This is a genomic window from Sideroxyarcus sp. TK5 (assembly GCF_054601595.1).
This window is the reverse complement of the sequence record NZ_BAAHSJ010000001.1, coordinates 373434-395159: the sequence shown is the minus strand read 5'-3', so window position 1 is coordinate 395159 and position 21726 is coordinate 373434. Positions and strand designations below refer to the sequence as shown.

Below are 21726 nucleotides of genomic sequence, written 5' to 3'. Positions count from 1 at the left end.
AACCATGAAGAGACCGGAACTCCTGTTACCCGCCGCCTCGCTGGAAAAGATGCGCACCGCCTACGCCTACGGTGCGGACGCGGTGTATGCCGGCCAGCCGCGTTACTCGCTGCGCGTGCGCAACAACGAGTTCATGATGGAACAGCTCGCGCAGGGCATAGAAGAGGCTCACGCGCTGGGCAAACAGTTCTACGTCGCCAGCAACCTGATGCCGCACAACGCCAAGCTGAAGACCTACATGGCGGACATGGAACCCATCATCCAGATGAAGCCGGATGCGCTGATCATGGCCGACCCCGGCCTGATCGCCATGGTGCGCGAGCGCTGGCCGGAACAGGTGATCCATCTGTCGGTGCAGGCCAACACCGTCAACTACGCGGCGGTGAAATTCTGGAAGTCCATCGGTCTGTCGCGCGTGATCCTGTCGCGCGAACTGTCGCTGGACGAGATCGAGGAGATCCGCCAGCAATGCCCGGACATGGAGCTGGAGGTGTTCGTGCACGGCGCGCTGTGCATCGCCTATTCCGGCCGCTGCCTGCTGTCCGGCTACTTCAACCATCGCGATGCCAACCAGGGTACCTGCACCAACTCCTGCCGCTGGGATTACAAAGTGGAGAATGCCGCTGAAGACGGCACCGGGCACATCCAGAAGATCGACTTCGATTTCGACAAGGCGCTGGGTGAGAGTGCGCTGTCCGATTGCGGTTCGCAACCGCGCCATCCGCTGGCCGACCGCGTGTATGTGATCTCGCGCCAGGACCATCCGGGCGAACTGATGCCGGTACTGGAAGACGAACACGGCACCTACATCATGAACTCCAAGGACCTGCGCGCCGTCGAGCATGTCGAGCGGCTGGTGAAGATCGGCATCGATTCGCTGAAAGTCGAAGGCCGCACCAAGTCCATCTACTACGTGGCGCGCACCGCACAGGTGTACCGCCAGGCCATCGACGATGCGATGAAGGGGCGGCCGTTCGACCTGAAACTGCTGGGCGCGCTGGACGCGCTCGCCAGCCGCGGCTACACCGACGGCTTCTACGAGCGCCACCACACGCACGAGCAGCAGAACTACATGCGCGGCCACTCCGAGAGCTTCCGCCAGCAGTATGTCGGCGACATCGTGGCCTGTGCGGACGGCATGGCCGAGATCGCGGTGAAGAACAAGTTCTCCGTCGGCGACAAGCTGGAGATCATCCACCCCTCCGGCAACAGAATCGTCGAATTGAACGAGATGAAGGATCTGGATGGCGGGCCGCTCTCCGTCGCGCCGGGTAGCGGCCACCATGTGCGCATCCCGATGCAGGGCGACCTGTCCAACGGCATGATCGCGCGCTTCATCTGAAACCCTGAACTAATTGAGGCCTTACCTGTCCACAGCGTCGTCCCAACCCTGACACAGGAGCATCGAAATGACCCAGCAGAACACCCAGACCCGCTATAGCCTACTCTCCATCGGCCTGCACTGGCTGATGCTGCTGGTGTTCATCGGCGTTTACGGCAGCATCGAGCTGCGCGAACTGTTCGAGAAAGGCAGCGACCCGCGCGAGATGCTGAAATCATGGCATTTCATGCTTGGCATCCTGCTGTTCGTGCTGATATGGCCGCGCATCGCCGCGCGCCTGAGCGGCACCACACCGGCCGTCGTCCCCGAACCCGAGAAGATCCAGCAACTCGCCGCCAAGTTGTTGCATCTGGCGTTGTATGTGCTGATGATCGCCATGCCGATCAGCGGCTATCTGCTGCTCAGCGCCGCCTGCAAGCCCATCCCTTTCTTTGGGCTGGAACTGCCAGCGCTGATCGACACCGACAAGGAACTGGCCAAGCAGATCAAGGAAGTGCACGAGCTCGTCGGCAGCGCCGGTTACTTCCTGATCGGCGCGCATTTCGTGGCTGCGCTCTATCACCACTTCATCGTGCGCGACAACACCATGACGCGCATGCTGCCGGAAAAGAAATGAAACCGCTGCATGAGCCTGCGTGACCAGATAGCAGATAGATTGACCGCGCTCTACCGGCGCACAGGCTTCAATCCGAGCGCGACGAAGTTCATCCTGATCTTCGCCGTGCTCAACGGCGTGCTATATCACCTGCCGCTGTATTCCTTCGCCGTCAAAGACCTGGCACCGCTCACTTTGCCGAGCACCCTCACGCTGCTGACCCTGTTCGTGCTGGTCATGCTGCTGACGGTGCTCGCGATGTTCCTGTTCGCGCTGGTATCGCAACGCCTGCTCAAACCGCTGGCGATGCTGATCGTGTTCAGCAACGCCTTCGCGCTGTATTTCATCCAGACCTATCAGGTGATCCTGGACAAGGCGATGATGGGCAACGTGTTCAACACCAACACCGCCGAAGCGGGCAGCTATCTGAGCTTCTCGTTCCTGTGGCATGTGTTGCTGTTCGGCGTGCTGCCCGCCTGGCTGATCTCACGCATCACCATCCGCCATGTATCGCGTCTGCGCACACTCGCCGCACTGATAATCTCGTTCTTCGTCGGGATCGGCTGGTTGTACGGCAATGCGCAGAGCTGGCTGTGGATAGACAAGCACGGCCGACAACTGGGTGGCATGATCCTGCCCTGGTCGTATGTGATCAACGCGGCGCGTTACCAGACCGAGAAGTCCATGCAGTCGCGCGAGCTGGAACTGCTGCCCGCCGCACAACACTCTGCACAAGAAAAGACCGTGGTGGTGCTGGTGATCGGCGAATCGGCGCGCGCCGCGAACTTCGCGCTGTACGGCTACGCACGTGATACCAATCCCCTGCTGCAAATGGCTGGCGTCACCGCGATACGCAACGCGCACGCCTGCTCCACCTACACCACCGCCTCGCTGCAATGCATGCTGTCGCACGTCGACACCGGCAACAAGCTGTTCCACAACCACGAAGCGCTGCCCAGCTATCTGCAGCGCAGCGGCATAGCAACCATCTGGCTCACTCGCAACTGGGGCGAACCGCCGCTCAAGGTGCACACCTATCTGCGCGACACCGACATCCGCAGCACATGTATCGGGTCGCACTGTGATTACGACGAAGTGCTGCTCACCGGCCTGCAGCAGCGTATCGCCAATATGGAAAGCGACAAGGTGTTCGTCGTGTTGCACCAATCCGGCAGCCACGGCCCCGATTACTACAACCACTATCCGGCGGACGGCGAACGGTTCATGCCGGTGTGCCGCTCGGTGCAATTGCAGGACTGCACGCCCGACACGGTCACCAACGCGTACGACAACACCATCCTTTACACCGACAAGTTCCTGTCCGGGGCGATAGATGTCCTGCGTGCCATGCCGAACACGCGGACGATGATGATGTACATCTCCGACCACGGCGAATCACTCGGCGAGTATGGCTTATACTTGCACGGCACCCCGAATTCGCTGGCACCCGACGTGCAGAAGGACATCCCCTACATCGTGTGGATGTCCGACGCATTCAGGCAGCACAAGACATTGGCCGCCGATGCGGCACTGGCGAATGCCAAGCATGCGCAGCAGACGGTGTTCCACAGCATCATGGGCGCCTTCGATCTGCGCAGCGACATCTACGATCCCGTATTGGACATCTTCAAAGATGCCGCGATCAAGAAACGATAAGGAAATCGCTTGAGCAACTGGCGCGTCTCTCTGCCGAAGGAAAAACCGATGGGTTTCATCGCTGCCTGCCTGCTCAGTCTCGTGGTCTGCGTGTTCTATCCCTCCGATTTGGCGAGCTACCGCACGAACCTGAATGCCGAAAGGCCAGCATGGGTCGAGCCGACCGAAACGAAATTGCGCTTCGTCAACACCGTCGCCCAGGTCGCCATGCCGCTGCTGCTGCGCGACAAGGAAGGCATGGTGCAACTGCTCGCCCTCGCCGTCACCGCCACCGTCGCCACACAGGGATTGAAACGCATCGTGAACGATGTAGAGGTGGGCGGCACGCGCCTCGGCGAACGCCCCTACGCACCCGACAGCCGGCACAACATGCCCTCCGGCCATTCCTCGATGTCCTCCTGCGCCGTGTACTTCGTGGCGCGCCGCTACGGCCTGTGGCACCTGCTCTATCTCCTGCCCATCCTGCTGCTCACCATGGGCGCACGCCTGATGCTGGACGCCCACACGCTCTCCGCCGTGCTGGCAGGCTGTCTGATCGGCCTCATCTGCGCCGCATGGTTCACCTCGCCCTATCGCAAGAAGAAAACAGAAGAGACCCCGACATGATCCTATCCGCCCTGTCCCAATCCGAGCGCTATACGAAACTGCATCCGCTGTTCCAGTACGCCTTCGAGTACATACGCGACACCGATCTGTACGCGCTTGCGCCGGGACGACATCAGGTGGTCGGCGACGACCTGGTCGCCATCGTGGAACAGGTGCCCGCAAGAACGAAGGAGATGGCAAAGCTGGAAGCACACAGAAAGTACATCGACATCCAGCTGGTGCTTGAAGGCGACGAGACGATGGGATGGAAACCGCTGGCCGATTGCCTGAACCCGGTGAGCGAGCACAGCGAAGAGAAGGACATCCGCTTCTTCCTCGATGCACCGGCCTCATACGTGCCGGTGCCTCCGGATCACTTCTGCATCTTCTTCCCGGAGGATGCGCATGCCCCGCTCATTGGAACGGGCACGATACGCAAGGTGATCTTCAAGGTGGCAGTCCAGCCGGCCTGATCCCCGGATCGCGCGCGCTTCGATACGCCTTGCTGCGCAAGGCACTCAGCACGAACGGCGTCTCAGTCGAACGCCACGTCGCCTTCCGCGACGATATCCCCAGCCTTGATCCCCTTGAAGTCGAACAGGTTGCCGTCGAGCAGGTGCGAGGGCCGCACGTTCTGCATGGCGGTGAAGATGGTCTGCGAACGTCCCGGATACTGGCGCTCCCAGTCGGTCAGCATCTGCTTGATGTTCTGCCGTTGCAGGTTCTCCTGCGAGCCGCACAGGTTGCACGGGATGATGGGGAACTCCATGCCGCGCGCATAGCGGGCGATGTCCTTCTCCACACAATACGCCAGCGGCCGGATCACCACGTGGTCGCCCTTGTCGGTCACCAGCTTGGGCGGCATCGCCTTCAGCTTGCCGCCGAAGAACATGTTGAGGAACAGCGTCTCGATCATGTCGTCGCGGTGGTGCCCCAGCGCGATCTTGTTCGCCCCCAGCTCGCCCGCCACCTTGTAGATGATGCCGCGACGCAGACGCGAACACAGCGAGCAGGTGGTCTTGCCCTCGGGGATCTTCTCTTTGACGATGGAATAGGTGTCCTGCGTCTCGATGTGGAAATCGACGCCGATGCTCTTCAGATAGTTCGGCAACACATCCTCAGGGAAGCCCGGCTGTTTCTGGTCCAGGTTCATCGCGATCAGCTTGAAATCGATGGGCGCACGCTTCTGCAAGGTGCGCAGGATGTCGAGCAGGGTGTAGGAATCCTTGCCGCCGGACAGGCACACCATCACCACGTCGCCGTCCTCGATCATGTTGAAGTCGCCGATGGCTTTGCCGACCGAGCTTTCCAGGCGACCTTTCAGACGATTGAAGTTGGTGGAGTGATGTTCGAAGTGGATGGGTTGTACGATGTCGTTCATGCTTGTCTCAAAGATTTATGCTGCGGCCGCCATCGACTGCGATGACCTGACCAGTGATATACGGCGCATCGGCGATCAGGAATCGCACCGCCTTGGCTATGTCTTCCGGACTGCCCTCGCGCTTGAGCAGGGTATGCGCCACGATCTTGCGGCGCTTCTCCTCGTCGTCCCAGTCTGCGCCTTCGGGCCACACGATGACGCCCGGCGCGACCGCGTTCACCCGCACCTGCGGCGCCAGTTCCTGCGCCAGGCCCTTGGTCAGCGCCACCAGTCCCGCCTTGGCCGCGCTGTACAACAGATGGCCCTGCATCGGTCGCTCGGCATGGATGTCCACGATGTTCACGATGCAACCATGACGACGGCGAAGTTCGGCCGCAGCGGCCTTGGCCAGGAACAACGGGGCCTGCAGATTGGTGCCGACCAGATCGTTCCATTGCGCGGCATCGATCTCGTCCAGCGGGGTGGCATAGAAGCTCGATGCGTTATTGACCAGCGCATCAAGATGGCCGAAATGCTGCACCACCTCCTCTACCATGCGTGGCAGCGTGCCGGGTTCCAGCAGATCGGCCTGCACGCAGATGGCGGAGTCCGCGCGCAAATCGTTCAACTCACCGCGCAAGGCGAACGCCTCGTAGACCGAGCTGCGGAAATGGATGGCGACGTTCGCACCTTCCGCATGCAGACGGCGCACGATGGCCGCGCCGACGCGCTTCGCACCGCCCGTGACCAATATTGTTTTGCCCTGCATAGCAATCCCCACTAAACTTTGTCCCATCGCCAACGCACCCCGATGCTCAGTAGGACACTGAGCACCGTGCAATTATAACCGAGCATGCAAGTTAACCTTCCCCATCCCAGCCCGGACGCCCTCGCCCACAGCGCCCGCCTGTGCGAGCTGATCCGCACCGACATCCAGAGTCAGGGCGGCTGGATACCCTTCTCGCGCTTCATGGAATTGGCGCTGTATGCGCCGGGGCTGGGCTATTACACCGCCGGCGCACGCAAGTTCGGTGAATCGGGCGATTTCGTCACCGCACCGGAGATCTCCTCCCTGTTCGGCCGCACCCTGGCGCGCCAGTTGCAGGCCGTGATGCAGACCAGCACCCCGCACATCCTCGAACTCGGCGCGGGCAGCGGCAAGCTGGCGCTGGACATCCTGCGCGAACTGGAACGCCTGGATACGCTGCCCGAGACCTACTCCATCCTCGAAGTGAGCGCCGATCTGCGCGGACGCCAGCAGCAACTGCTGCAGGAGCAACTGCCGCACCTGTACGCGCGCATCCACTGGCTGGACGCCTTGCCCGACACGATCAGCGGCGCGGTGTTCGGCAACGAAGTGCTGGATGCGCTGCCGGTACATCTGGTGTTCTGGAACGAAGGCCGCATCATGGAGCGCGGCGTCGCCACCGAAGACAACCGCTTCATCTGGGCCGACCGCCTGCCGCAGAACGAGGCGCTGCACGACATCGCAAAAGGCATCGCCGTTCCGGACGACTACCTGAGCGAAGTGTCGCTCACCGCGCGCGGACTGGTCTCCAGCCTGGCCGAACGGCTCACGCGCGGCGCACTGCTGTTCATCGATTACGGTTTCGGCGCGCGCGAGTATTACCATCCGCAACGCCATCGCGGCACGCTGATGTGCCATTACCGCCACCACTCGCACGACGACCCGTTCTATCTTCCCGGCCTGCAGGACATCACCTCGCACGTCGACTTCACCGCCGCTGCCGAAGCCGCCATCGACTACGGCGCCCACCTGCTGGGCTACACCACGCAAGCGCATTTCCTGCTCAACAACGGTCTGCCCGAGCTGCTCGGCGAAGTCTCACCGGAGAACGTGCGCGAATACCTGCCGCTCGCCAAGCAGGTGCAGAAACTCACCAGCCCGGCCGAGATGGGCGAACTGTTCAAGGTGCTGGTGATGGGCAAAGGCATCGACGCGCCGCTGCACAATTTCATGTCCGGCGACCGCTCACGCATGCTGTGACGGCATGCAGCGCCTGAACAGCTTCCCGCCCGTCGCAGACCGCAATGCCAGGATCCTCATCCTCGGCAGCATGCCCGGCCAGCGCTCTCTCGACGCGCAGCAGTACTACGCCCATCCGCACAATGCCTTCTGGAAGATCATGGGTGAACTGGTCGGCGCGCATCCTCACTTGCCCTATGCACAACGTTTGCAGGTAATGCAAAACGCCCATATCGCGCTATGGGACGTGCTGCATTCGTGCGAACGGCAGGGCAGCCTGGACAGCAATATCGAGGCCGAACAGGTCAATGACTTCGCGGCGTTCTTCAAGCGACATCCGCACATCACCCGCATCTGTTTCAACGGCGCGAAGGCGGAAGAGAGTTTCAGGAGATATGTGACCGGGCGGCAGGCCTTGCCCGAACTGCATTACACGCGTCTGCCTTCCACCAGTCCGGCGCATGCCGGGATGCGTTATGAGGAGAAGCTGGCTGCGTGGAGGACATCACTGACAGACTCACCGCAAGATTGAGCGGACCGCAGCTGTCGAGCCGCAGAACGATGCGGCGCGGGATGCCCGCCGAAACTCGGTTCCGTGCTGTCGGCCTCCCGCTGCCGTCAATGCGAATCTCCCATGCCGATCCGGTTGTGCCCGTCTTGCGCCCCATCGCTCACCGCGTTGCCAGCGTATCGCGCCGTTGTTTGTAGCGCGCCGCCTCGTCAGGTTTCTTCATCCAGAGGTAAAGGTTGGCCAGCGAATCCAGCGTACCCTGCAGCAGACGCGGTTGCTTCGCCGCATTCTTCTCGGCAATGGCCAGTGCGCGCAGGTACAGGGGCTCTGCCTCGTTGTAACGCTTGAGCATGAAAAGGATGAATCCCAAATCGGTATGCGCCACGGCCACAGCGGGATGGTCGGGGCCGTTCAGGCGCTCCGCCAGTTCCACCAGTCGCCGGGAGTAGGGTTCCGCCTCGACGAACTGGCGCTGGCTCCTGTGGTGATCGACGAGCAAGTCCAGGCTTTTCTCTAGGGCGAGGAGGTTGTTGCCCTTCTCCCGGATGGCCAGGGCGCGGCGATGCAGGGGCAGCACCTCGGCGTGGCGGGTCCGGTAGTCGTACAACGTGGCCAGTTCGGTGGCGATGATGGCAACCAGGTCCGAATCCTTGCCGTCGGCGGCTTCCGCCTCCCTAAGGGCTTGCAGGTACTGCTGCTCCGCTTCCGGATACTGCTGGTCGGTGCGCAGGCAGACAGCCAGGGTGTTGCGGCTTTCCGCCACCAGGCGGTGTTGCGCGCCGCCCTTTTGTTCGGCCAAGGCCAGAGCCTCGCGCGCCTTGGCGATGGCGACGGCCTGGTCGGCATCGTCGTCCTCGTTCATGCGCAGGGCGGTGTCGTACAGCTTGCGCCATTCATCTCGCCAGTCGGCGGGTGTGCGCAATTTCGCGAGGGCGGCCAGCTGCTCGCGAGCGAATGCGGCCTGTTCTTCGCTGGGGGCCTTGGTTAGCGCCTGCTTGAAACGCGTCTCGGCTTCGTCGAACCGTTTCAGCCCCGCCAGCGCCTCCCCCATCCTGTTGAGCGCCATGGCTTCCAGGCTGTGCGCTCCCGCTTCATCGACGAAGGCGATGGCTGCCTCGGCGGCACGCAGGGTGTCTTCAAATCTCCCCGTCGTGAGCGCCTCGTTCATCCCGTTGATAAGGTAATACTCCTCCGCGTTCTTGTTCTGCTGCACACTGCTCGCGGCCTGTGGTCGGGACTGCGGCTGGAGTTGCTGAATCTTGCCGGCGCGGAAGTCGTCGGAAAGGGCTTGCGCCTTGGCGGCGTCGGCCTGGCGCCCGGTCAGCTGATAGAGTTTGACGCGGCTCTCATAGAGATCGGCGATGTCGGCCGCGGGCAGCGGGGTAATTTGTGCATAAAACCCCTGTGCACGGTCGAACGCCTCTTCCGCCTGGGCATGGTGGCCCATATTCCGGGTCGCCACACCGATGCGCCAGTAGGTCAAGCCGGCCAGCCGACGATCCATATCGTCGGACTCGGGGTTTTTCAAGTACGCATCGAGATAACTGCCCACGGCCTCGTTGAGGTGGTTCAAGCCTTCCAGAGCTTCCCCCAAGCGGTAATAGGCCATACTGATGCTGTAATGTTTGTCGCCGTACAGATACTTAAGGATGTCCACCCGGCGACGCTCCAAAGGCTCCTGCTCCGCATAGCGCTTCTGGCTAGCATACAGGTTGGCGAGCTTGAGCAAGGTGGTGCGCAACAGCTCCTTGGGCTGGCGGATGGACCATGATTGGGCGATGCGCTCGTCGAGGGTGGCGATGGCCTGACGGTACAAGGTCTCGGCAGCTTCCGCATCCTGATGCGCCTCGAACAGCCCGGCCATCTGGTGGAGGGTGAGGCCGACCTGTGCCAGATCCACTTTACCCCGCGTCTGCTGCCCCACCGCCAGGGCAGCCTCGTAAAGGGCCAGGGCTTCGCCGTGGCGGTTGGCATTGAGATGGTCGCCGGCCACTTTGTTGAGCGCAACGAGCGCGGCGGAAGGGTCGCTCCAGGCCGGCATCGGCAGGCTGCCAGCCTCGGTAGTGCGCCCCAGTTGACGCAGGCTGATCGGGCCGGGCTGGAAGGGCTGCGCTGGCTTGTTGGTCGCCCAGGCGAGGTCGAGGCCGTATTGCCGGGCCATTGCCACGGGGTCAAAGCGTTCGTCGGGCTCGTAGGGGTTAGCGTCGTGCCGGTAGTTGCCGCCGAGCAGGGAGGCCAGAATCAAGCGCTGGATAGTGGCCGTGTCGCGCAGGTCTTTCAGGGTCTGCCACTGCGGGTTGAAGAAGGCGAAGCTCGGTTCGCCAAGGCCGGTATGCGGCGGTGCGGCGAGGGTGGCGTTGAATTTTTCCGACACTTCGCGCGGGATGTCGCCGAGCCGGGCGTAACAGTCTTCGAGCTGCGCTGCGTGGCGACGGGTGTGGCTGTTGTCGATACTATCCGTGAAGGCATCGATGATGAACTGCCGGCGGCGCCAGTCGCTCTGGGCACAGATCAGCAGGCGATCCACCGGCGCGGCTTCATTCATGTAGGCATGCATCATCGCCACGCCACGCTCCTGCATGGCGGTGTCGCACTGGTTGCGCCCCATCCACCGCCCCCAACTGTCGTTGCCGGCAATATCGACGTTGCGCTTGCCGGGACAGTTCATGCTCAGGCTGAGCCCTTCCAGCAACTTGAAGCGGCCACCATATTCCCGGGCAGCACGGCTGGCCCATGGGAGCATCAGGTCGGCTTCCGGGTAGGCGGTGAAGATCAGCTCCCGGTAGTCGTCCGGGCTGGGGTGCGGCTTGGCGTTGGCCTTCGCCGCCAAAGCTTGCAGGCGCTGCTCGATCAGAAGCCGCGAAGCCAGTGCGTTGGCCTCGCGCCCGCCAAGGAACCGGCGGCGCTCCTGTTCCTCCGTTTCCTGTTGAGAGCGCTGCGCGGCCGCGCTCTCCTTAAGGCGGCGATCTATTTCGGCGTTGCGCGCCTCCTCGTCCCGGATGCGCGCATCGTATTCACGCTGGTACATGGCAGCGCGCGCATCGCTGGCAGATGAATCGATGGTGTCCCGTCCATGCCATGAGTTCATGCAGGCGTTGAATGCCGCTTCATTCTGGCGCAGGCGATCACAGTTGTCGTAGGCAAGAGCCTGGAACGACATCAGGGAAAACAGCAGAAACGGGAGCGATCTCATAGCGGCAAATATTCCTGGGCAGATGGAGGCGGACTGAGAGTGAATTGCAGGATCGGCGCAGCGGAGCTTGATGTCAGCGGGTGTCATCGCGACTGAACTCTGCTTTGTATTTGCCAAGGATGTGGAGCATGAACAGCGCCAGCGCAACGCCGGAGAACACCGGCACCAGCAAGCGCCAGAGCGGCTGCCCGATATCGACAGCGCCATCCATCGCAGCGAAAGGATTGATGACGCCGATGGGCAGCACGATCACCACCAGCCAGAGCAGCGCCACGGCGACGCGGCGTGCCAGCGGATGGAGCCGCCACAATCCCCAGGCGAGCGGCAACCACAGCAGCAGCGCCACTGCGAGCGGCAGCCAGTTGCCGCTGACGGCTTCGCCCACGGCCGAGGTAGCAAACCACAGGCAGCACAGGATGAGCAGTAGCAGAACGCCTTTCAAGGCTGGCGAATCGTGGGTGGATAACATGGCGCTGTCCGACTTTGATAACGTTGCGGCGACTAACCCGCCGCTCCCTGCACGAACGTAGTCTTAGAATTCGCGCGCATAGAAGTTATCGAAGGCCAAGCTCTGCGGGCCGAAGAAGCTGATGCCAACACAGCAGAGGTTGCGCGGTTCATACCAGTCGGGCATCTGCACCGTGGTCTGGTAGTCGAAATTGACGAAGACCAGCACGCGGCCGTCGGCCAGCACGCTCATGTTGAGCCAGTTGTCGCCATCGGCCCGCAGTGACGGCGTCTCGATCCATGGCGTCACGGCGTCCATATGCCCGTCCGGCTTCTGGTTGACCAGCCGCATAAGTTTGTCGGTCACCCACAGCGCCAGGAAAGGCGTGGTCTGACCCTTTTTCTCGCTGCCAAAGATGGCGATGCCGTGCGGTTTGACGATCTCCCCCAGATTGGTGACACGGGTGCTCACCTGAAAACCGAAAGGGAGGTTACTGCGGCCAATGCCGCCGAGTGAGGTGGCGCCGATGAGCCCGTAGTCGTCATCCGTTTTGCCGGTCACCAAATAGCGCCCGCCGCTCACCTTGGAGCTGTATTCGTCTGTATCGGTGATGAGCCAGTTATCGTCGTTATCGAACTTGTCCACCAGCAGCTCCTGTGTACCGGGCGTGCCGACGATGTTGAGCAGCCTCACATAGCGGCTATCCTTGCCGATCTCCTCCAGCTTGAGGTTGTCCAGCTCCTCCACTGCAGGCTTGAATGATTCCGCAATGACGCCAACAAAGCGCGGGGTGAGATCGATGATGCGGGTACGTGCCACGAACACGCCGTTGACGAAGATGCGGAAATAACCGGCCTCGCGCTCGACGACAAGCGTATTGATTGCATTGTCTTCAAGCCGCGCTGCGGTGGCCTTGGCAAAGTGCACAGGATTGGGTTTAACCCAGTCTTTTCCGTTGAAATGAGTAAACAGCACATCTCCCTCTCGGTCGATGACTATTTCGATGCTATCTCCAAGCGCGCCGGTGATCGAGAAGCCGGCACGGACGTTGACATCGTCCTTGGCATAGGCAGCAAAGCGGACATCGAGACTGACTCGCCAAGCTGCAGCGGGAGTCACGGAAACTGGCTTGGTAATCTCGGTTTTCTTGTTGGTGTCTTTGCGCTCGATACGCAGCACACCGTTTTCTTCGGCTACTTTGTCGCGCTCGGTATCTCGCGCCCATCCGGAAGGCTTTGAAAAGTCGTCAAAGAACCGCAGGTTGCTGCTGTCGGCCCAGACCGTGTTGGCAAGCAGGGTCAAGTGCAAGGCACAGAAGGCTGCAAGGGTACGTACGGTGGTGGTTGAGCGCATCATGGCCGGATCATCTCCTCGAGCTTGGCTACATCGTGCTGAGACTTGTTCTTGCTGTTGTAGAAGGCGGCGGCTTGTTCGCGCATCGCCTTGGCCTTGGCCGGGTCAGCATCCACGCCCCATCCCTTCTCCACCATGCGTGCGGCATTGAAGCTGCAGCGCGTGCGGATGGTGACCTGGTCTTCCTCGTCACTGCGTGCGATCCTATTCTCGCCCTTATCGTTTGCGCACCAATTGAAGAGGCGCAGCGCCTCCTCTTCATCCCTTCCCACACCGCGCCCCACCAGATAGAGCTTGGCCAGCATGTTCACCGCCCACAGCTCCCGCTTGTCATCCCGCCCGTAAGCCTTGCGCCGCAGTAACAGCGCAGCCTCGTCGTCGCGGGGCTGACCGGGGAAAATGGTCGGGCCGTCCGGGTGCAGCCAGAGCGCATACTCGATCAGGCGCTGGCTGGCACGCCAGTAACCCTTCTTTGAATTGGTCTCCAGCATCTCGAGCAGGATGCGCCGCTCGTTCTCGTTGCTGACCATCACTTCCTTGCCGCCGTCGATAGCGAACCAGTATGTGTTCCAGATATCCGCTTCTTGCTCGGCTGCGGCCTGGCGTTGCAACTCGCGCTGATACATGCGACTCACCAGGTTGGAGACGCCGGCACCCAGCGCCTTGGTGGCCGCATCGGGATTGCGCTGGTGTTCGTCGAAACGCCTGTCCGCCTCGGAGGACGTATATTGGCGCAACAGCGATTCCTTCAGCATGCGGTCGCCCTCGGCGTCGGCGCGCGCCGCGGCCGGCAGGAGGGATACAAAAAGGACGACTGAGAGACGCAGAAGAACAGAAGATTTCACATCCGACAAACAAGCAACCATGGCTCAGGCTCCGCTCGATTCATTCGCGCAGCAAGATACCTCAAGCGTTTCGTTTTTGCCATACAGCCCAGCGAACGGACGTTATTGATATCGGGGGAATCCCCCTCCCGACGTTTTCAAGAAGGCAGGCGGCAGCTTACGACCTGGCCTTGACCACGGCCTCCACCGCCACGATGCGCGCCTCGCGCACCTTGTCGGCGATGAGGTTCTTGTCTGCACAGGCTCGCGCGATGTCGCCGGCATTCACCGCCTGCGCGGCCTTGGCGCAGGACAGCATGAAGCGCGCTTGAGGGTAGTCGTCTTCCTCGTGTCCGGTGCGGCCGTGAGCATCGGAGATGCACGCTTCGAGGATCAGCGCGAACCGTTCCGGCTTGCGCCACAGGTCGCAGCGGTCGAACAACTTTACGATGGTGTCCGGGCGCAAGGATTTGGCGCGGTGGATGTGGCTGTGATATTGCGCGACCAGCAACGCAAGATCGCGACAGTCGCCCGGCACGCGCAAACGCTCGCAGACCGCTTTCACCAGATCGATGCTGCGTTGTTCGTGACCTATGTGCCTGGGCAATGTCTCTTCGGGCGTAGTGGCTTTGCCGAGGTCATGGCCCAGTGCGGCAAAACGCACTTCGAGTGAGCGTTCGAGTTTGGCCGTGTCGTCCAGCACCATCATCACGTGCACGCCGCAATCTACCTCTGGATGGTAGTGCACGGGCTGCGGCACGCCGAACAACGCATCCACCTCGGGCAATATCCTCTTCAGCGCGCCGCATTCGCGTAGCGTGAGGAAGAAACGCGAAGGATGTCTTTCCATCAGGCCGCGCGACAGTTCCTGCCACACGCGTTCAGGCACCAGTGCATCCACCTCGCCGTTCGCCACCATGGCGCGCATCAAGTCCATTGTCTCGGGCGCGATGGTGAAGCCGAAACGTGCTGCGAACCTTGCACCGCGCAAGATGCGCACCGGGTCTTCGGCGAAGGCGTCACTGACATGGCGCAGCACGCCCGCTTCCAGATCGGCCTGTCCGTTGTGGGGGTCGATGAGGTTGCCGTCATCATCCTGCGCGATGGCGTTGACGGTGAAGTCGCGGCGCAGCAGGTCCTGCTCCAGCGTGACGTCGGGCGATGCGTAGATGTTGAAACCTTTGTAGCCGGCAGCCGTCTTGCGCTCGGTACGCGCCAGCGCGTACTCCTCGTGCGTGTCGGGATGCAGGAAGACGGGGAAATCCGCACCCACCGGCGTGAAGCCGCGCGCCACCATCTCCTCTGGCGTGCTGCCGACCACGACCCAGTCGTGGTCCTTCACCGGCAGCCCCAGTAAACGGTCGCGCACTGCGCCGCCGACGCAATAGGTCTTCAGCCCTTCACATCGCTTCGGCATGCGCGCGCGCCTGTACCGGCCGGTTGGTGCCGACCACGCCCAAGCGCTGCTTGAGCGATTCTGCAGGGTGGCCGAACAGCTTGGCGTAGTAGATGGTGTTGCTCATCACCTTCTTCACATAGTCTCGCGTCTCGTCGAAGGGGATGGTCTCGGCATAGATCGCCCCTTCCAGCGGCACGCCGCCGCGCCAGCGGTTGGCGCGCGTGGGCCCTGCGTTGTAGGCGGCGGAAGCCAGAACCGGATTGTCCTCGAAGCGGCTGTACACGCTCTTCATGTAATAGGTGCCGAGACGCAGGTTCACATCCAGTTGATGGATGAGGCCTTTGCGGTAACCCTTGAGGCCGATGCGCCGCGCTGCCCAGCGCGCGGTGTCTGGCATGATCTGCATCAGGCCGGCTGCGCCCACATTCGATTTGGCGTGCGTGACGAAGCGGCTCTCCTGGCGCATCAGGCCGTACACCCACGCCTCCTCCACATCGTGCTCGTCCAGCGAAACGCGCAATGCATCGCGGTAGGGCGCGGGGTAGCGCAGGTTGAAATCGTGCAGCGAGACGGTGCGGATGGCGGCATTGATGGAGCGGTCGTACATCTCGTTGCGGCGCGCGACCTCGGCCGCCACCAGCAGCTCACGGTCGTCCAGACCGCGCATCGCCCAGTCCCATTCCTTCATGGCCTCGGTGCGCAACCCCATCTGGTAGAGCAGCACGGTGCGGCGCACCTCTGGACGCGCTTCCATCCCGGCCACCTCGTCCGGTGAAGGCTGGAAGCTGGCTGTCATGATGCCGGCCGCCGGCGAAGCGCCCAGTTCTTCCGCCGCCAGCTGGCCGTAGAAATGGTATTCGCGACTGAGCGGTGCCAGTAACACCTCGGCATCGTCCGGATGCCCCAGCACGATCAGCGCCCGAGCCTTCCAGTAGCGCCAGGCCGCCTCGTTCTGCTGTTCCTGCGGCATGGCGGTGATGCCCTCCCACACCGCATGCCAGTCCTGTTCGCGCAGTGCGGCGCGCACGCGCCAGGCCAGTTGCTGCGGATCGAGCACCGCATCCTCGGCGGCGGCATACCATTCCAGCGCGCGCGGGTCGTGCTGGCGTGCCGCTTCAAAAGCAAGCAGGCCGTGGAAATACTGCCGCTCGCCGGCGGGGAAATGGCTCTCCAGCCGCTGCCATTGCACATGCGCCGGCGTCACCGACTGGCGTGCCAGCCGATGCAACGCGAACAGCGCGACCATGCGTCGCCCGTCCCCCGCGTCAGCCAGCTTCACCCGCTGCAGATAGCGCTGCGGATCGCGTTTGGCTTCGTCCAATTCGGCCAGTGCAGGCCGCATCGCTTGCGGCAGATGGCGCACCAGTTTCTTCGCATCGTTCACGTTGTTCGCTTCGAGCAGGGTGCGCATGCGCTGCACCACATCCTGCGGGGTGATGACCCCGCGCCGGATGGCGACCTCGAACACCGGGCCGCAACTGTCCGCCTTCGCGCCCGCGAACCATTGCTTGCGCGCGGCACGCAGCGCCAGCGCCTCGTCCTGCATGCGCTGCCAGGCGATGGCATGGCAGGTCAGCTCGGCATCGGCATTGATGAGATAGGGATATTCGGCGGCGAACTCGTCCCAGCGCTGTTTCTTCGCCATCTGTTTCAGCCATTCGCCACGGAACTGGTCGATCACCGGCGTATCTTCCTCGCGCGCCAGATACTCGTGCACGGGACGCGTATTGGCCTCGTCCCAGTGCAACCGCAGGCGGTAATAGGTGACATAGGGTTCCAGCGGGGAATCCTGCAGACGCTGCGCCACACGCTCCAGTTCCGCCACCTTCCCGGCGGCGAACGCCGCGCGCGCGGCCATGAAATCCTGTTCCTGATCGGCACGGGAGATCAGCGGCAACAACAGCAAAATGAGGTAGAGGAAACGCATGTGGAAAAGTCCGGTTCGTACGCGATAAAGGATAGCACAGCCTGCTTCTTGCGCTCTGTCAGACGCCCCCCGGTTGCGGCGAAAAAGCAAAAAAAAACGCCCCCGCACGGGAGCGTCTTCGACATCCTGCAGCGACCGGCTCAACGCTGGTTCGCGTACATCTTGTGCAGGAAGGCTTCGATATCGGCATCCGCCAAGGAGGGCGGGAAAGCCGGGCGTGCCGGTGCGATGTGAGCGACCTCGGCCTGGGCCAGTTGCGGGTTCCAGCCTGCGTACATCACCTCGTCCCCGTAGGACTCGACGACCTCTTCCACGCGCGCGATCTCGTAGCTGCCCATATCCATCACGATAGTCATGTCACACCTCCTTCACTGCGGGGCGACCTCGCGCCCCTGTGAACAATGTATCGGCACGCCACGAAGAATGCTTAGCAGGTTGTTGAAAAACGTAGCGAGGATGGTCGGATGCAAGGCGCACGGCGCGCAGACAACGTTGTTGCGGTGCAGACTTACCTTCAGGTTAGTCGTAACCAAACCGGAATGTACATGCAGTACATGAGGATTTCGAGCACCGCGCAACGCTGCAGATGACCACCGCAGTAGTTTTTCAACAGCCTGTTAGGCCGTCGCGTACTGCTCGATGCGAGCACGTACCAACCCGATATGGCTGCGCAGCTCGTACAGGTGGCTGGAGAACGCCACCGGCAAGCGCAAGTGGTTGACTTTGTTCTCTATCGCATCCAGCTCATGCCGGAATCGCGCAAGATCGACAGGCTGGGGAGCATTGCGCAACTGCAACTCAAGGAAACGCAATTCTCCATACAGTTTGTGGATGCGAGACTTCACCAGCCAGGTATAGATCGCCGGTGCCAGGCGGCTCAGCGGGATAGCGAGCGCCAACAACGGCATCAGGATGATCAGCACGCGGCTGACGAAGGTCGCCGCCCAGAACGGCAGGTAACGGTCGAGGAAAGGCGGGCCGGACTGGTAGAAATATTCCGCCTGGCTGCTCAGTTCGAAATCGGAATCCTTGTCGGCCGGGAACTCATGCTCTTTTTGCAGCATGCCCGCATTGCCGTGCACGCGGGTGAGTACCTTGAGCAGCAGGTAGGTCAGCGCCGGATGCAGCGTATCGCGCGCCACCAGCGTGACAGTGGGGGCCAACAGATGCGCACGGCGCGGCGGGATGTTCGCCTGCAGGCTGAGCGCGCTCTCCGGCAGCACCAGGTGATGCAGAAAACTGTACTGGCGCGAAATGGCTTCGGAGTCGTCCAGATCGACCAGCGACACGCCGGGCATGTTCGCCACCTCGGCTATCAGCGGCGAGTTCGGCACGCCGGTCAGGAAGATGACATCCACGACGTCGTGCCGCAGCGCTTCCATGGAATCGTCCAGGCCGATCTCGTACAGCGTGGCGTTCTGCTCGGTCACCCCGGCCGCATCCAGCAACACCTTCGTTATCAGACGGGTGCTGCTGTCCGGCCGCCCCACCCCGACGCGCAGCCCCTTGAGCTGCGACAGGTGCTCGATCTTCTGCTTGCCCCGGTGGAAGATCCACAACGGTTCGTAGTACAGGCTACCCAGCGACTCCAGCCCCACCGTGGACTGCCCGCCCGCCATACCGCCCGGCACGAAGGCTAGATCGACGCCTGAATCCGGCTGGCGCAATTCCTCCAGACTCTGCAGCGGCCCTTCCGTCTCGCGTATCTCCAGCGTGATGCCTTCCTGCTGCAGCAGCGCGGCGTACAGACTGGCATAGGCCTGATAGTTGCCGTCTTCCTTGCTGATGGAGATCACCATAGTCTTCGGCGGGGCCGGATCGACCAGCCAGTAGCCGACACCTGCGATCACCAGCAGCGCGAGCAGATACGGCAGCGCTGCCTTGAACGCTTCCATAGGCAAAGAGACGTGCAATTCCTCGCGCGCCTCTTCGGTATTCATCTCACGATTCTCTTCAGACACGATGTGCACCTTCCCACATTGCGGCAAGCTCGCCGCGAACGATGCGCATCATAGCCGTTCGCCGAACTTCCGTGGCAGGTCGGCTACAGGGCGGGTATCAGCGTCGCTTCGCTGCTGATGTGATCGGTGTTACCCCAGACGGTGACCATCTCCACGAACCATTTTTCATCGCTCGGGTGCGGGCAGAACAGGTCGTACTCGGCATAGAAGCTGCCGTCGCTGTTGAAGGTGATGCCGCCGCAGCGCTCCCTGCGCGCGTTGCGCCACACCCCTTCGTAGCCCGGCTGCTGGTTGGCCGGGTCGACCACGCGCGTGAACTGCGCGGCTGCGAGGTCTATGCAGGGTGCAGCGCCGGTCGCGCTGAACCGCTCGGCCTCCAGCTGCAAAGCGATGATGATGCGCCTCGCCACCGCCTCCAGCGCGGCAGGCAACTGCCGCGAGGTATCCAGTTCTACCATACGTCGGCAGGGGCCTTCAGGCGTTCCACCGGCGTGCCACCCAGCAGATGCTGCTCGAAGATCTCGCCCACATCCGCACGGGTCACGCCGCTGTACATCACACCTTCCGGATAGACCAGCACGTTCGGCCCCATGCTGCACGGGCCGATGCAGCCACTGGGCGTGACCATCACCTCAGCGAAGGCCTGGCGCTGCTGCCACTGCTGCATGAACTCGTCCACCACCTCGGCGCAGCCCTTCGCGCCGCACGATCCGCGCGGGTGACCGGCGGGACGGTTCTGCGAACACACGAACACATGTCTGGTCGGTTTCGGCATATCAGGCTCCCACCGGCATCGGCTGATGCGTATGACATTGTTTCGGGCAGACACGTGCGCACGATCCGCAGCCGATGCAATCCAGCGCGTTGGCGATGGACATCACCATCATGTTGTCCTCGTCCTCGTCGTAGTTCTCGTCATCCTCGTCGCGCTCCAGCAGCTCGAACACGCTGCGTGGACAGACCTTGAAACAGCGGCCGCAGCCGATGCAGTTGGCCGGGTCCAGTGCGGTGACGAAAGTCGGTTCGTAAGGCGTGCCGCCTCGGGTGATGCCGGTGATGTTTGACATGGTCATGCTTCCTTCTGAACTTCGGATAATCTTGCGCTCGCTTCGGCCCATGCCTGGCAAGCCTCGTAAGTGGATTGCGCGATGCCCGGCAGCTCCTTGTAGCCCGCCGGCAACTTGTCCTCGACCAGATCGTGCAACTGCCCCGCCCACTCCGTGGCGATGCGCTTCAGTTTCTTCACTTCCTTGTCGAGGGCTTTCAGTTCATCTTCCGTCATCTCCCCCTCCTTACATCCCCGCCACATCCGGGTGCTTGCCGATGATCTCCAGCGCGACGGAGAGCAGCTTGTCGCCCTCGTCCTTCATCTTGGACAGGCTCTCGTAACCGTAGCGGTGCACGTCACGCAACGTCTTGTCCATCACCACCAGCTTGCCGACGGTGATCACCGCGCGGCCGAAACCTTCGTGGGTGATGTTGATCATCGGCACTGCCATCTGTCCGCATTCCTTCTCGATCAGCGAAGCGATGGCGTTGTAGAAACACTTGATGCGCGACAGCAGGATCTCGTCCGGATCGCCGATGATCGGGATCTCGCGTTTCTGTTCCTTGGTCAGGACATACGGCGCCAGCACGCGCTCGGCGGGCCAGCCGTCATACGTGCCGTAGCTGTCGACGGCGCGCATCTGCTTGACCATCTCCTTGATGAAATCCGTGGTCATCAACGGATCTTCTGCAATTGCCTCACTCATGGTGTTTCTCCTTTGGTTGAACTTGTTTGCACGACTACACGCGGCACCCAGCCGGACACGCGCGCCAGAACGAAACCGCTTGCCGCACCGACGGCTGCGCCCACTGCCGAGCCGGCATCTCCGTAACCGGATGCCAGTGCCGCACCGGCCACCGCCGTCACGCACGGCAACAGATAGGCCAGCAGCCCGGCCTTGATCAGGTCGCCTTCGCTCAGCGAAAGCTGCAACGCATCACCCGCACGCACTTGCGCATCGCAGGCGACATCGATGGTCTTGCGCCGCGACGAGAAATATCTGCCCAGCCCCGACACGCCGCACGACTCGCGCGATGCGCAACCGCCGCAGCCGGACTTCTCGGTGGGCATCACCTGTGCCACGCGGTTCTGCACAGCGATCACGCGTACCGGTGCGCTGATCATTCCTGCCACTCCTCGTCGTCCGCAAAGCTCTTGCTCGACTGCTTCTTCAGATGTTTCGTCAGCCACACCGGCGGCTCGCTCACCATGCTCTGCTGCAATCCGCTCAGCAGACCGTCGATGCACATGCCTTCGTCCACACGCATCGGCTGGATGCCACCGGCCAACAGCTGCTGGATCGCCGATGCACCCGCCGCGTTGCAATACACCGCCGCGCAATCACCCAGCAGTTCCACCTTGGCGGCCAGCTTGCCTTCGTGTCCGTCCATCGCGGTCTCGATGAACTCGGCCACCTCGATCAGCTTCGCGTCATGCTCGCTCACCTCATAGATGGCGAATGCTTCCGCCGCGCCGAAATGCTGGTTCACCGCCTTGCGGTCGCTGGTGGCGAATGCGATCTTCACTGTCATCGCTG

The 21726-nt window shown here is 62.1% G+C and carries 24 protein-coding genes; 7 read left to right on the top strand and 17 right to left on the bottom strand.

The window, feature by feature from the left end:
- Window positions 1-4: 4 nt before the first annotated feature.
- The 5 genes from trhP to ACYPYQ_RS02020 all read left to right on the top strand — a co-directional run bounded on the left by trhP (window position 5) and on the right by ACYPYQ_RS02020 (window position 4651).
- A complete protein-coding gene (gene trhP, locus ACYPYQ_RS02040) occupies window positions 5-1342 on the top strand; it encodes a prephenate-dependent tRNA uridine(34) hydroxylase TrhP (protein WP_459718721.1) in 1338 nt (445 codons plus the stop codon).
- 67 nt (window positions 1343-1409) lie between these two features.
- Window positions 1410-1958 (top strand): cytochrome b, encoded by a 549-nt coding sequence (locus ACYPYQ_RS02035; RefSeq protein WP_459718718.1) that lies wholly within the window; start codon window positions 1410-1412, stop codon window positions 1956-1958.
- 9 nt (window positions 1959-1967) lie between these two features.
- Window positions 1968-3593, top strand: a complete 1626-nt coding sequence (gene eptA / locus ACYPYQ_RS02030) for a phosphoethanolamine--lipid A transferase EptA (RefSeq protein WP_459718715.1) — start codon at window positions 1968-1970, stop codon at window positions 3591-3593.
- A gap of 9 nt (window positions 3594-3602) precedes the next feature.
- Window positions 3603-4199, top strand: coding sequence for a lipid A 1-phosphatase LpxE (lpxE, locus tag ACYPYQ_RS02025; protein WP_459718711.1), 597 nt, complete (start codon window positions 3603-3605; stop codon window positions 4197-4199).
- Window positions 4196-4651, top strand: coding sequence for a YhcH/YjgK/YiaL family protein (locus ACYPYQ_RS02020; RefSeq protein WP_459718708.1), 456 nt, complete (start codon window positions 4196-4198; stop codon window positions 4649-4651). Before lpxE ends, ACYPYQ_RS02020 begins: the two co-directional genes overlap by 4 nt.
- Window positions 4652-4713: 62 nt before the next feature.
- Here the strand turns inward: ACYPYQ_RS02020 and ttcA are convergent, their stop codons facing one another.
- Together ttcA and ACYPYQ_RS02010 are read right to left on the bottom strand one after the other, a co-directional pair.
- Window positions 4714-5559 (bottom strand): tRNA 2-thiocytidine(32) synthetase TtcA, encoded by an 846-nt coding sequence (gene ttcA / locus ACYPYQ_RS02015; RefSeq protein WP_459718705.1) that lies wholly within the window; start codon window positions 5557-5559, stop codon window positions 4714-4716.
- 7 nt (window positions 5560-5566) lie between these two features.
- Window positions 5567-6307, bottom strand: coding sequence for a pteridine reductase (locus ACYPYQ_RS02010; protein ID WP_459718702.1), 741 nt, complete (start codon window positions 6305-6307; stop codon window positions 5567-5569).
- Window positions 6308-6391: 84 nt separating this feature from the next.
- Here ACYPYQ_RS02010 and ACYPYQ_RS02005 point away from each other — a divergent pair, with 84 nt between their 5' ends.
- On the top strand, window positions 6392-7546 hold the full coding sequence (locus tag ACYPYQ_RS02005) for a class I SAM-dependent methyltransferase (protein ID WP_459718699.1): 1155 nt from the start codon (window positions 6392-6394) through the stop codon (window positions 7544-7546).
- Window positions 7547-7550: 4 nt separating this feature from the next.
- Window positions 7551-8057 carry a DNA-deoxyinosine glycosylase gene (locus ACYPYQ_RS02000; protein WP_459718696.1) on the top strand — a complete coding sequence of 169 codons (507 nt, stop codon included), beginning with the start codon at window positions 7551-7553 and terminating at the stop codon, window positions 8055-8057.
- Between the two features lie 139 nt (window positions 8058-8196).
- Here ACYPYQ_RS02000 and ACYPYQ_RS01995 read toward each other — a convergent pair whose 3' ends face one another.
- The 15 genes from ACYPYQ_RS01995 to ACYPYQ_RS01925 all read right to left on the bottom strand — a co-directional run bounded on the left by ACYPYQ_RS01995 (window position 8197) and on the right by ACYPYQ_RS01925 (window position 21721).
- Window positions 8197-11229: a tetratricopeptide repeat protein gene (locus ACYPYQ_RS01995; RefSeq protein WP_459718693.1), complete on the bottom strand. Its 3033-nt coding sequence runs from the start codon at window positions 11227-11229 to the stop codon at window positions 8197-8199.
- A gap of 73 nt (window positions 11230-11302) precedes the next feature.
- Window positions 11303-11698 (bottom strand): hypothetical protein, encoded by a 396-nt coding sequence (locus ACYPYQ_RS01990; protein WP_459718690.1) that lies wholly within the window; start codon window positions 11696-11698, stop codon window positions 11303-11305.
- 63 nt (window positions 11699-11761) lie between these two features.
- Entirely contained in the window at window positions 11762-13033 is a 1272-nt protein-coding gene (locus tag ACYPYQ_RS01985; protein ID WP_459718687.1) for a hypothetical protein, read from the bottom strand.
- The gene (locus tag ACYPYQ_RS01980) at window positions 13030-13785 is read right to left on the bottom strand and encodes an SEL1-like repeat protein (protein WP_459718682.1); all 756 of its coding nucleotides are present in this window, start codon (window positions 13783-13785) and stop codon (window positions 13030-13032) included. Before ACYPYQ_RS01980 ends, ACYPYQ_RS01985 begins: the two co-directional genes overlap by 4 nt.
- 247 nt (window positions 13786-14032) lie before the next feature.
- Window positions 14033-15250 (bottom strand): multifunctional CCA addition/repair protein, encoded by a 1218-nt coding sequence (locus ACYPYQ_RS01975; RefSeq protein WP_459719296.1) that lies wholly within the window; start codon window positions 15248-15250, stop codon window positions 14033-14035.
- A gap of 4 nt (window positions 15251-15254) precedes the next feature.
- Window positions 15255-17180 carry a transglycosylase SLT domain-containing protein gene (locus tag ACYPYQ_RS01970; protein ID WP_459718680.1) on the bottom strand — a complete coding sequence of 642 codons (1926 nt, stop codon included), beginning with the start codon at window positions 17178-17180 and terminating at the stop codon, window positions 15255-15257.
- A gap of 140 nt (window positions 17181-17320) precedes the next feature.
- A complete protein-coding gene (locus ACYPYQ_RS01965; protein ID WP_459718678.1) occupies window positions 17321-17536 on the bottom strand; it encodes a hypothetical protein in 216 nt (71 codons plus the stop codon).
- Window positions 17537-17797: 261 nt separating this feature from the next.
- Window positions 17798-19141, bottom strand: coding sequence for a TAXI family TRAP transporter solute-binding subunit (locus tag ACYPYQ_RS01960; protein WP_459718675.1), 1344 nt, complete (start codon window positions 19139-19141; stop codon window positions 17798-17800).
- Window positions 19142-19224: 83 nt separating this feature from the next.
- The gene (locus ACYPYQ_RS01955) at window positions 19225-19599 is read right to left on the bottom strand and encodes a hypothetical protein (RefSeq protein ID WP_459718672.1); all 375 of its coding nucleotides are present in this window, start codon (window positions 19597-19599) and stop codon (window positions 19225-19227) included.
- A complete protein-coding gene (locus ACYPYQ_RS01950) occupies window positions 19593-19916 on the bottom strand; it encodes a (2Fe-2S) ferredoxin domain-containing protein (RefSeq protein ID WP_459718669.1) in 324 nt (107 codons plus the stop codon). The genes ACYPYQ_RS01955 and ACYPYQ_RS01950 overlap by 7 nt, the downstream gene beginning before the upstream one ends.
- 1 nt (window position 19917) lies before the next feature.
- Entirely contained in the window at window positions 19918-20208 is a 291-nt protein-coding gene (gene fdxB / locus ACYPYQ_RS01945) for a ferredoxin III, nif-specific (protein WP_459718666.1), read from the bottom strand.
- Between the two features lie 2 nt (window positions 20209-20210).
- Window positions 20211-20423 carry a CCE_0567 family metalloprotein gene (locus tag ACYPYQ_RS01940; protein WP_459718663.1) on the bottom strand — a complete coding sequence of 71 codons (213 nt, stop codon included), beginning with the start codon at window positions 20421-20423 and terminating at the stop codon, window positions 20211-20213.
- A gap of 10 nt (window positions 20424-20433) precedes the next feature.
- Complete coding sequence (locus ACYPYQ_RS01935; protein ID WP_459718660.1) at window positions 20434-20895, bottom strand: NifX-associated nitrogen fixation protein; 462 nt, start codon at window positions 20893-20895, stop codon at window positions 20434-20436.
- The gene (locus tag ACYPYQ_RS01930; protein WP_459718656.1) at window positions 20892-21314 is read right to left on the bottom strand and encodes a SoxR reducing system RseC family protein; all 423 of its coding nucleotides are present in this window, start codon (window positions 21312-21314) and stop codon (window positions 20892-20894) included. Before ACYPYQ_RS01930 ends, ACYPYQ_RS01935 begins: the two co-directional genes overlap by 4 nt.
- On the bottom strand, window positions 21311-21721 hold the full coding sequence (locus ACYPYQ_RS01925; RefSeq protein WP_459718653.1) for a NifB/NifX family molybdenum-iron cluster-binding protein: 411 nt from the start codon (window positions 21719-21721) through the stop codon (window positions 21311-21313). Before ACYPYQ_RS01925 ends, ACYPYQ_RS01930 begins: the two co-directional genes overlap by 4 nt.
- Window positions 21722-21726: the final 5 nt, after the last annotated feature.

Excerpts from the sequence above, each read along its gene's own strand:
- trhP (WP_459718721.1), top strand. The coding sequence starts at position 5 with ATGAAGAGACCGGAACTCCTGTTACCCGCCGCCTCGCTGGAAAAGATG.
- ACYPYQ_RS02035 (WP_459718718.1), top strand. The coding sequence starts at position 1,410 with ATGACCCAGCAGAACACCCAGACCCGCTATAGCCTACTCTCCATCGGC.
- eptA (WP_459718715.1), top strand. The coding sequence starts at position 1,968 with ATGAGCCTGCGTGACCAGATAGCAGATAGATTGACCGCGCTCTACCGG.
- ACYPYQ_RS02020 (WP_459718708.1), top strand. The coding sequence starts at position 4,196 with ATGATCCTATCCGCCCTGTCCCAATCCGAGCGCTATACGAAACTGCAT.
- ttcA (WP_459718705.1), bottom strand. The coding sequence starts at position 5,559 with ATGAACGACATCGTACAACCCATCCACTTCGAACATCACTCCACCAAC.
- ACYPYQ_RS02010 (WP_459718702.1), bottom strand. The coding sequence starts at position 6,307 with ATGCAGGGCAAAACAATATTGGTCACGGGCGGTGCGAAGCGCGTCGGC.
- ACYPYQ_RS02005 (WP_459718699.1), top strand. The coding sequence starts at position 6,392 with ATGCAAGTTAACCTTCCCCATCCCAGCCCGGACGCCCTCGCCCACAGC.
- ACYPYQ_RS02000 (WP_459718696.1), top strand. The coding sequence starts at position 7,551 with ATGCAGCGCCTGAACAGCTTCCCGCCCGTCGCAGACCGCAATGCCAGG.
- ACYPYQ_RS01995 (WP_459718693.1), bottom strand. The coding sequence starts at position 11,229 with ATGAGATCGCTCCCGTTTCTGCTGTTTTCCCTGATGTCGTTCCAGGCT.
- ACYPYQ_RS01990 (WP_459718690.1), bottom strand. The coding sequence starts at position 11,698 with ATGTTATCCACCCACGATTCGCCAGCCTTGAAAGGCGTTCTGCTACTG.
- ACYPYQ_RS01985 (WP_459718687.1), bottom strand. The coding sequence starts at position 13,033 with ATGATGCGCTCAACCACCACCGTACGTACCCTTGCAGCCTTCTGTGCC.
- ACYPYQ_RS01980 (WP_459718682.1), bottom strand. The coding sequence starts at position 13,785 with ATGCTGAAGGAATCGCTGTTGCGCCAATATACGTCCTCCGAGGCGGAC.
- ACYPYQ_RS01970 (WP_459718680.1), bottom strand. The coding sequence starts at position 17,180 with ATGCGTTTCCTCTACCTCATTTTGCTGTTGTTGCCGCTGATCTCCCGT.
- ACYPYQ_RS01965 (WP_459718678.1), bottom strand. The coding sequence starts at position 17,536 with ATGACTATCGTGATGGATATGGGCAGCTACGAGATCGCGCGCGTGGAA.
- ACYPYQ_RS01955 (WP_459718672.1), bottom strand. The coding sequence starts at position 19,599 with ATGGTAGAACTGGATACCTCGCGGCAGTTGCCTGCCGCGCTGGAGGCG.
- ACYPYQ_RS01950 (WP_459718669.1), bottom strand. The coding sequence starts at position 19,916 with ATGCCGAAACCGACCAGACATGTGTTCGTGTGTTCGCAGAACCGTCCC.
- fdxB (WP_459718666.1), bottom strand. The coding sequence starts at position 20,208 with ATGTCAAACATCACCGGCATCACCCGAGGCGGCACGCCTTACGAACCG.
- ACYPYQ_RS01940 (WP_459718663.1), bottom strand. The coding sequence starts at position 20,423 with ATGACGGAAGATGAACTGAAAGCCCTCGACAAGGAAGTGAAGAAACTG.
- ACYPYQ_RS01935 (WP_459718660.1), bottom strand. The coding sequence starts at position 20,895 with ATGAGTGAGGCAATTGCAGAAGATCCGTTGATGACCACGGATTTCATC.
- ACYPYQ_RS01930 (WP_459718656.1), bottom strand. The coding sequence starts at position 21,314 with ATGATCAGCGCACCGGTACGCGTGATCGCTGTGCAGAACCGCGTGGCA.
- ACYPYQ_RS01925 (WP_459718653.1), bottom strand. The coding sequence starts at position 21,721 with ATGACAGTGAAGATCGCATTCGCCACCAGCGACCGCAAGGCGGTGAAC.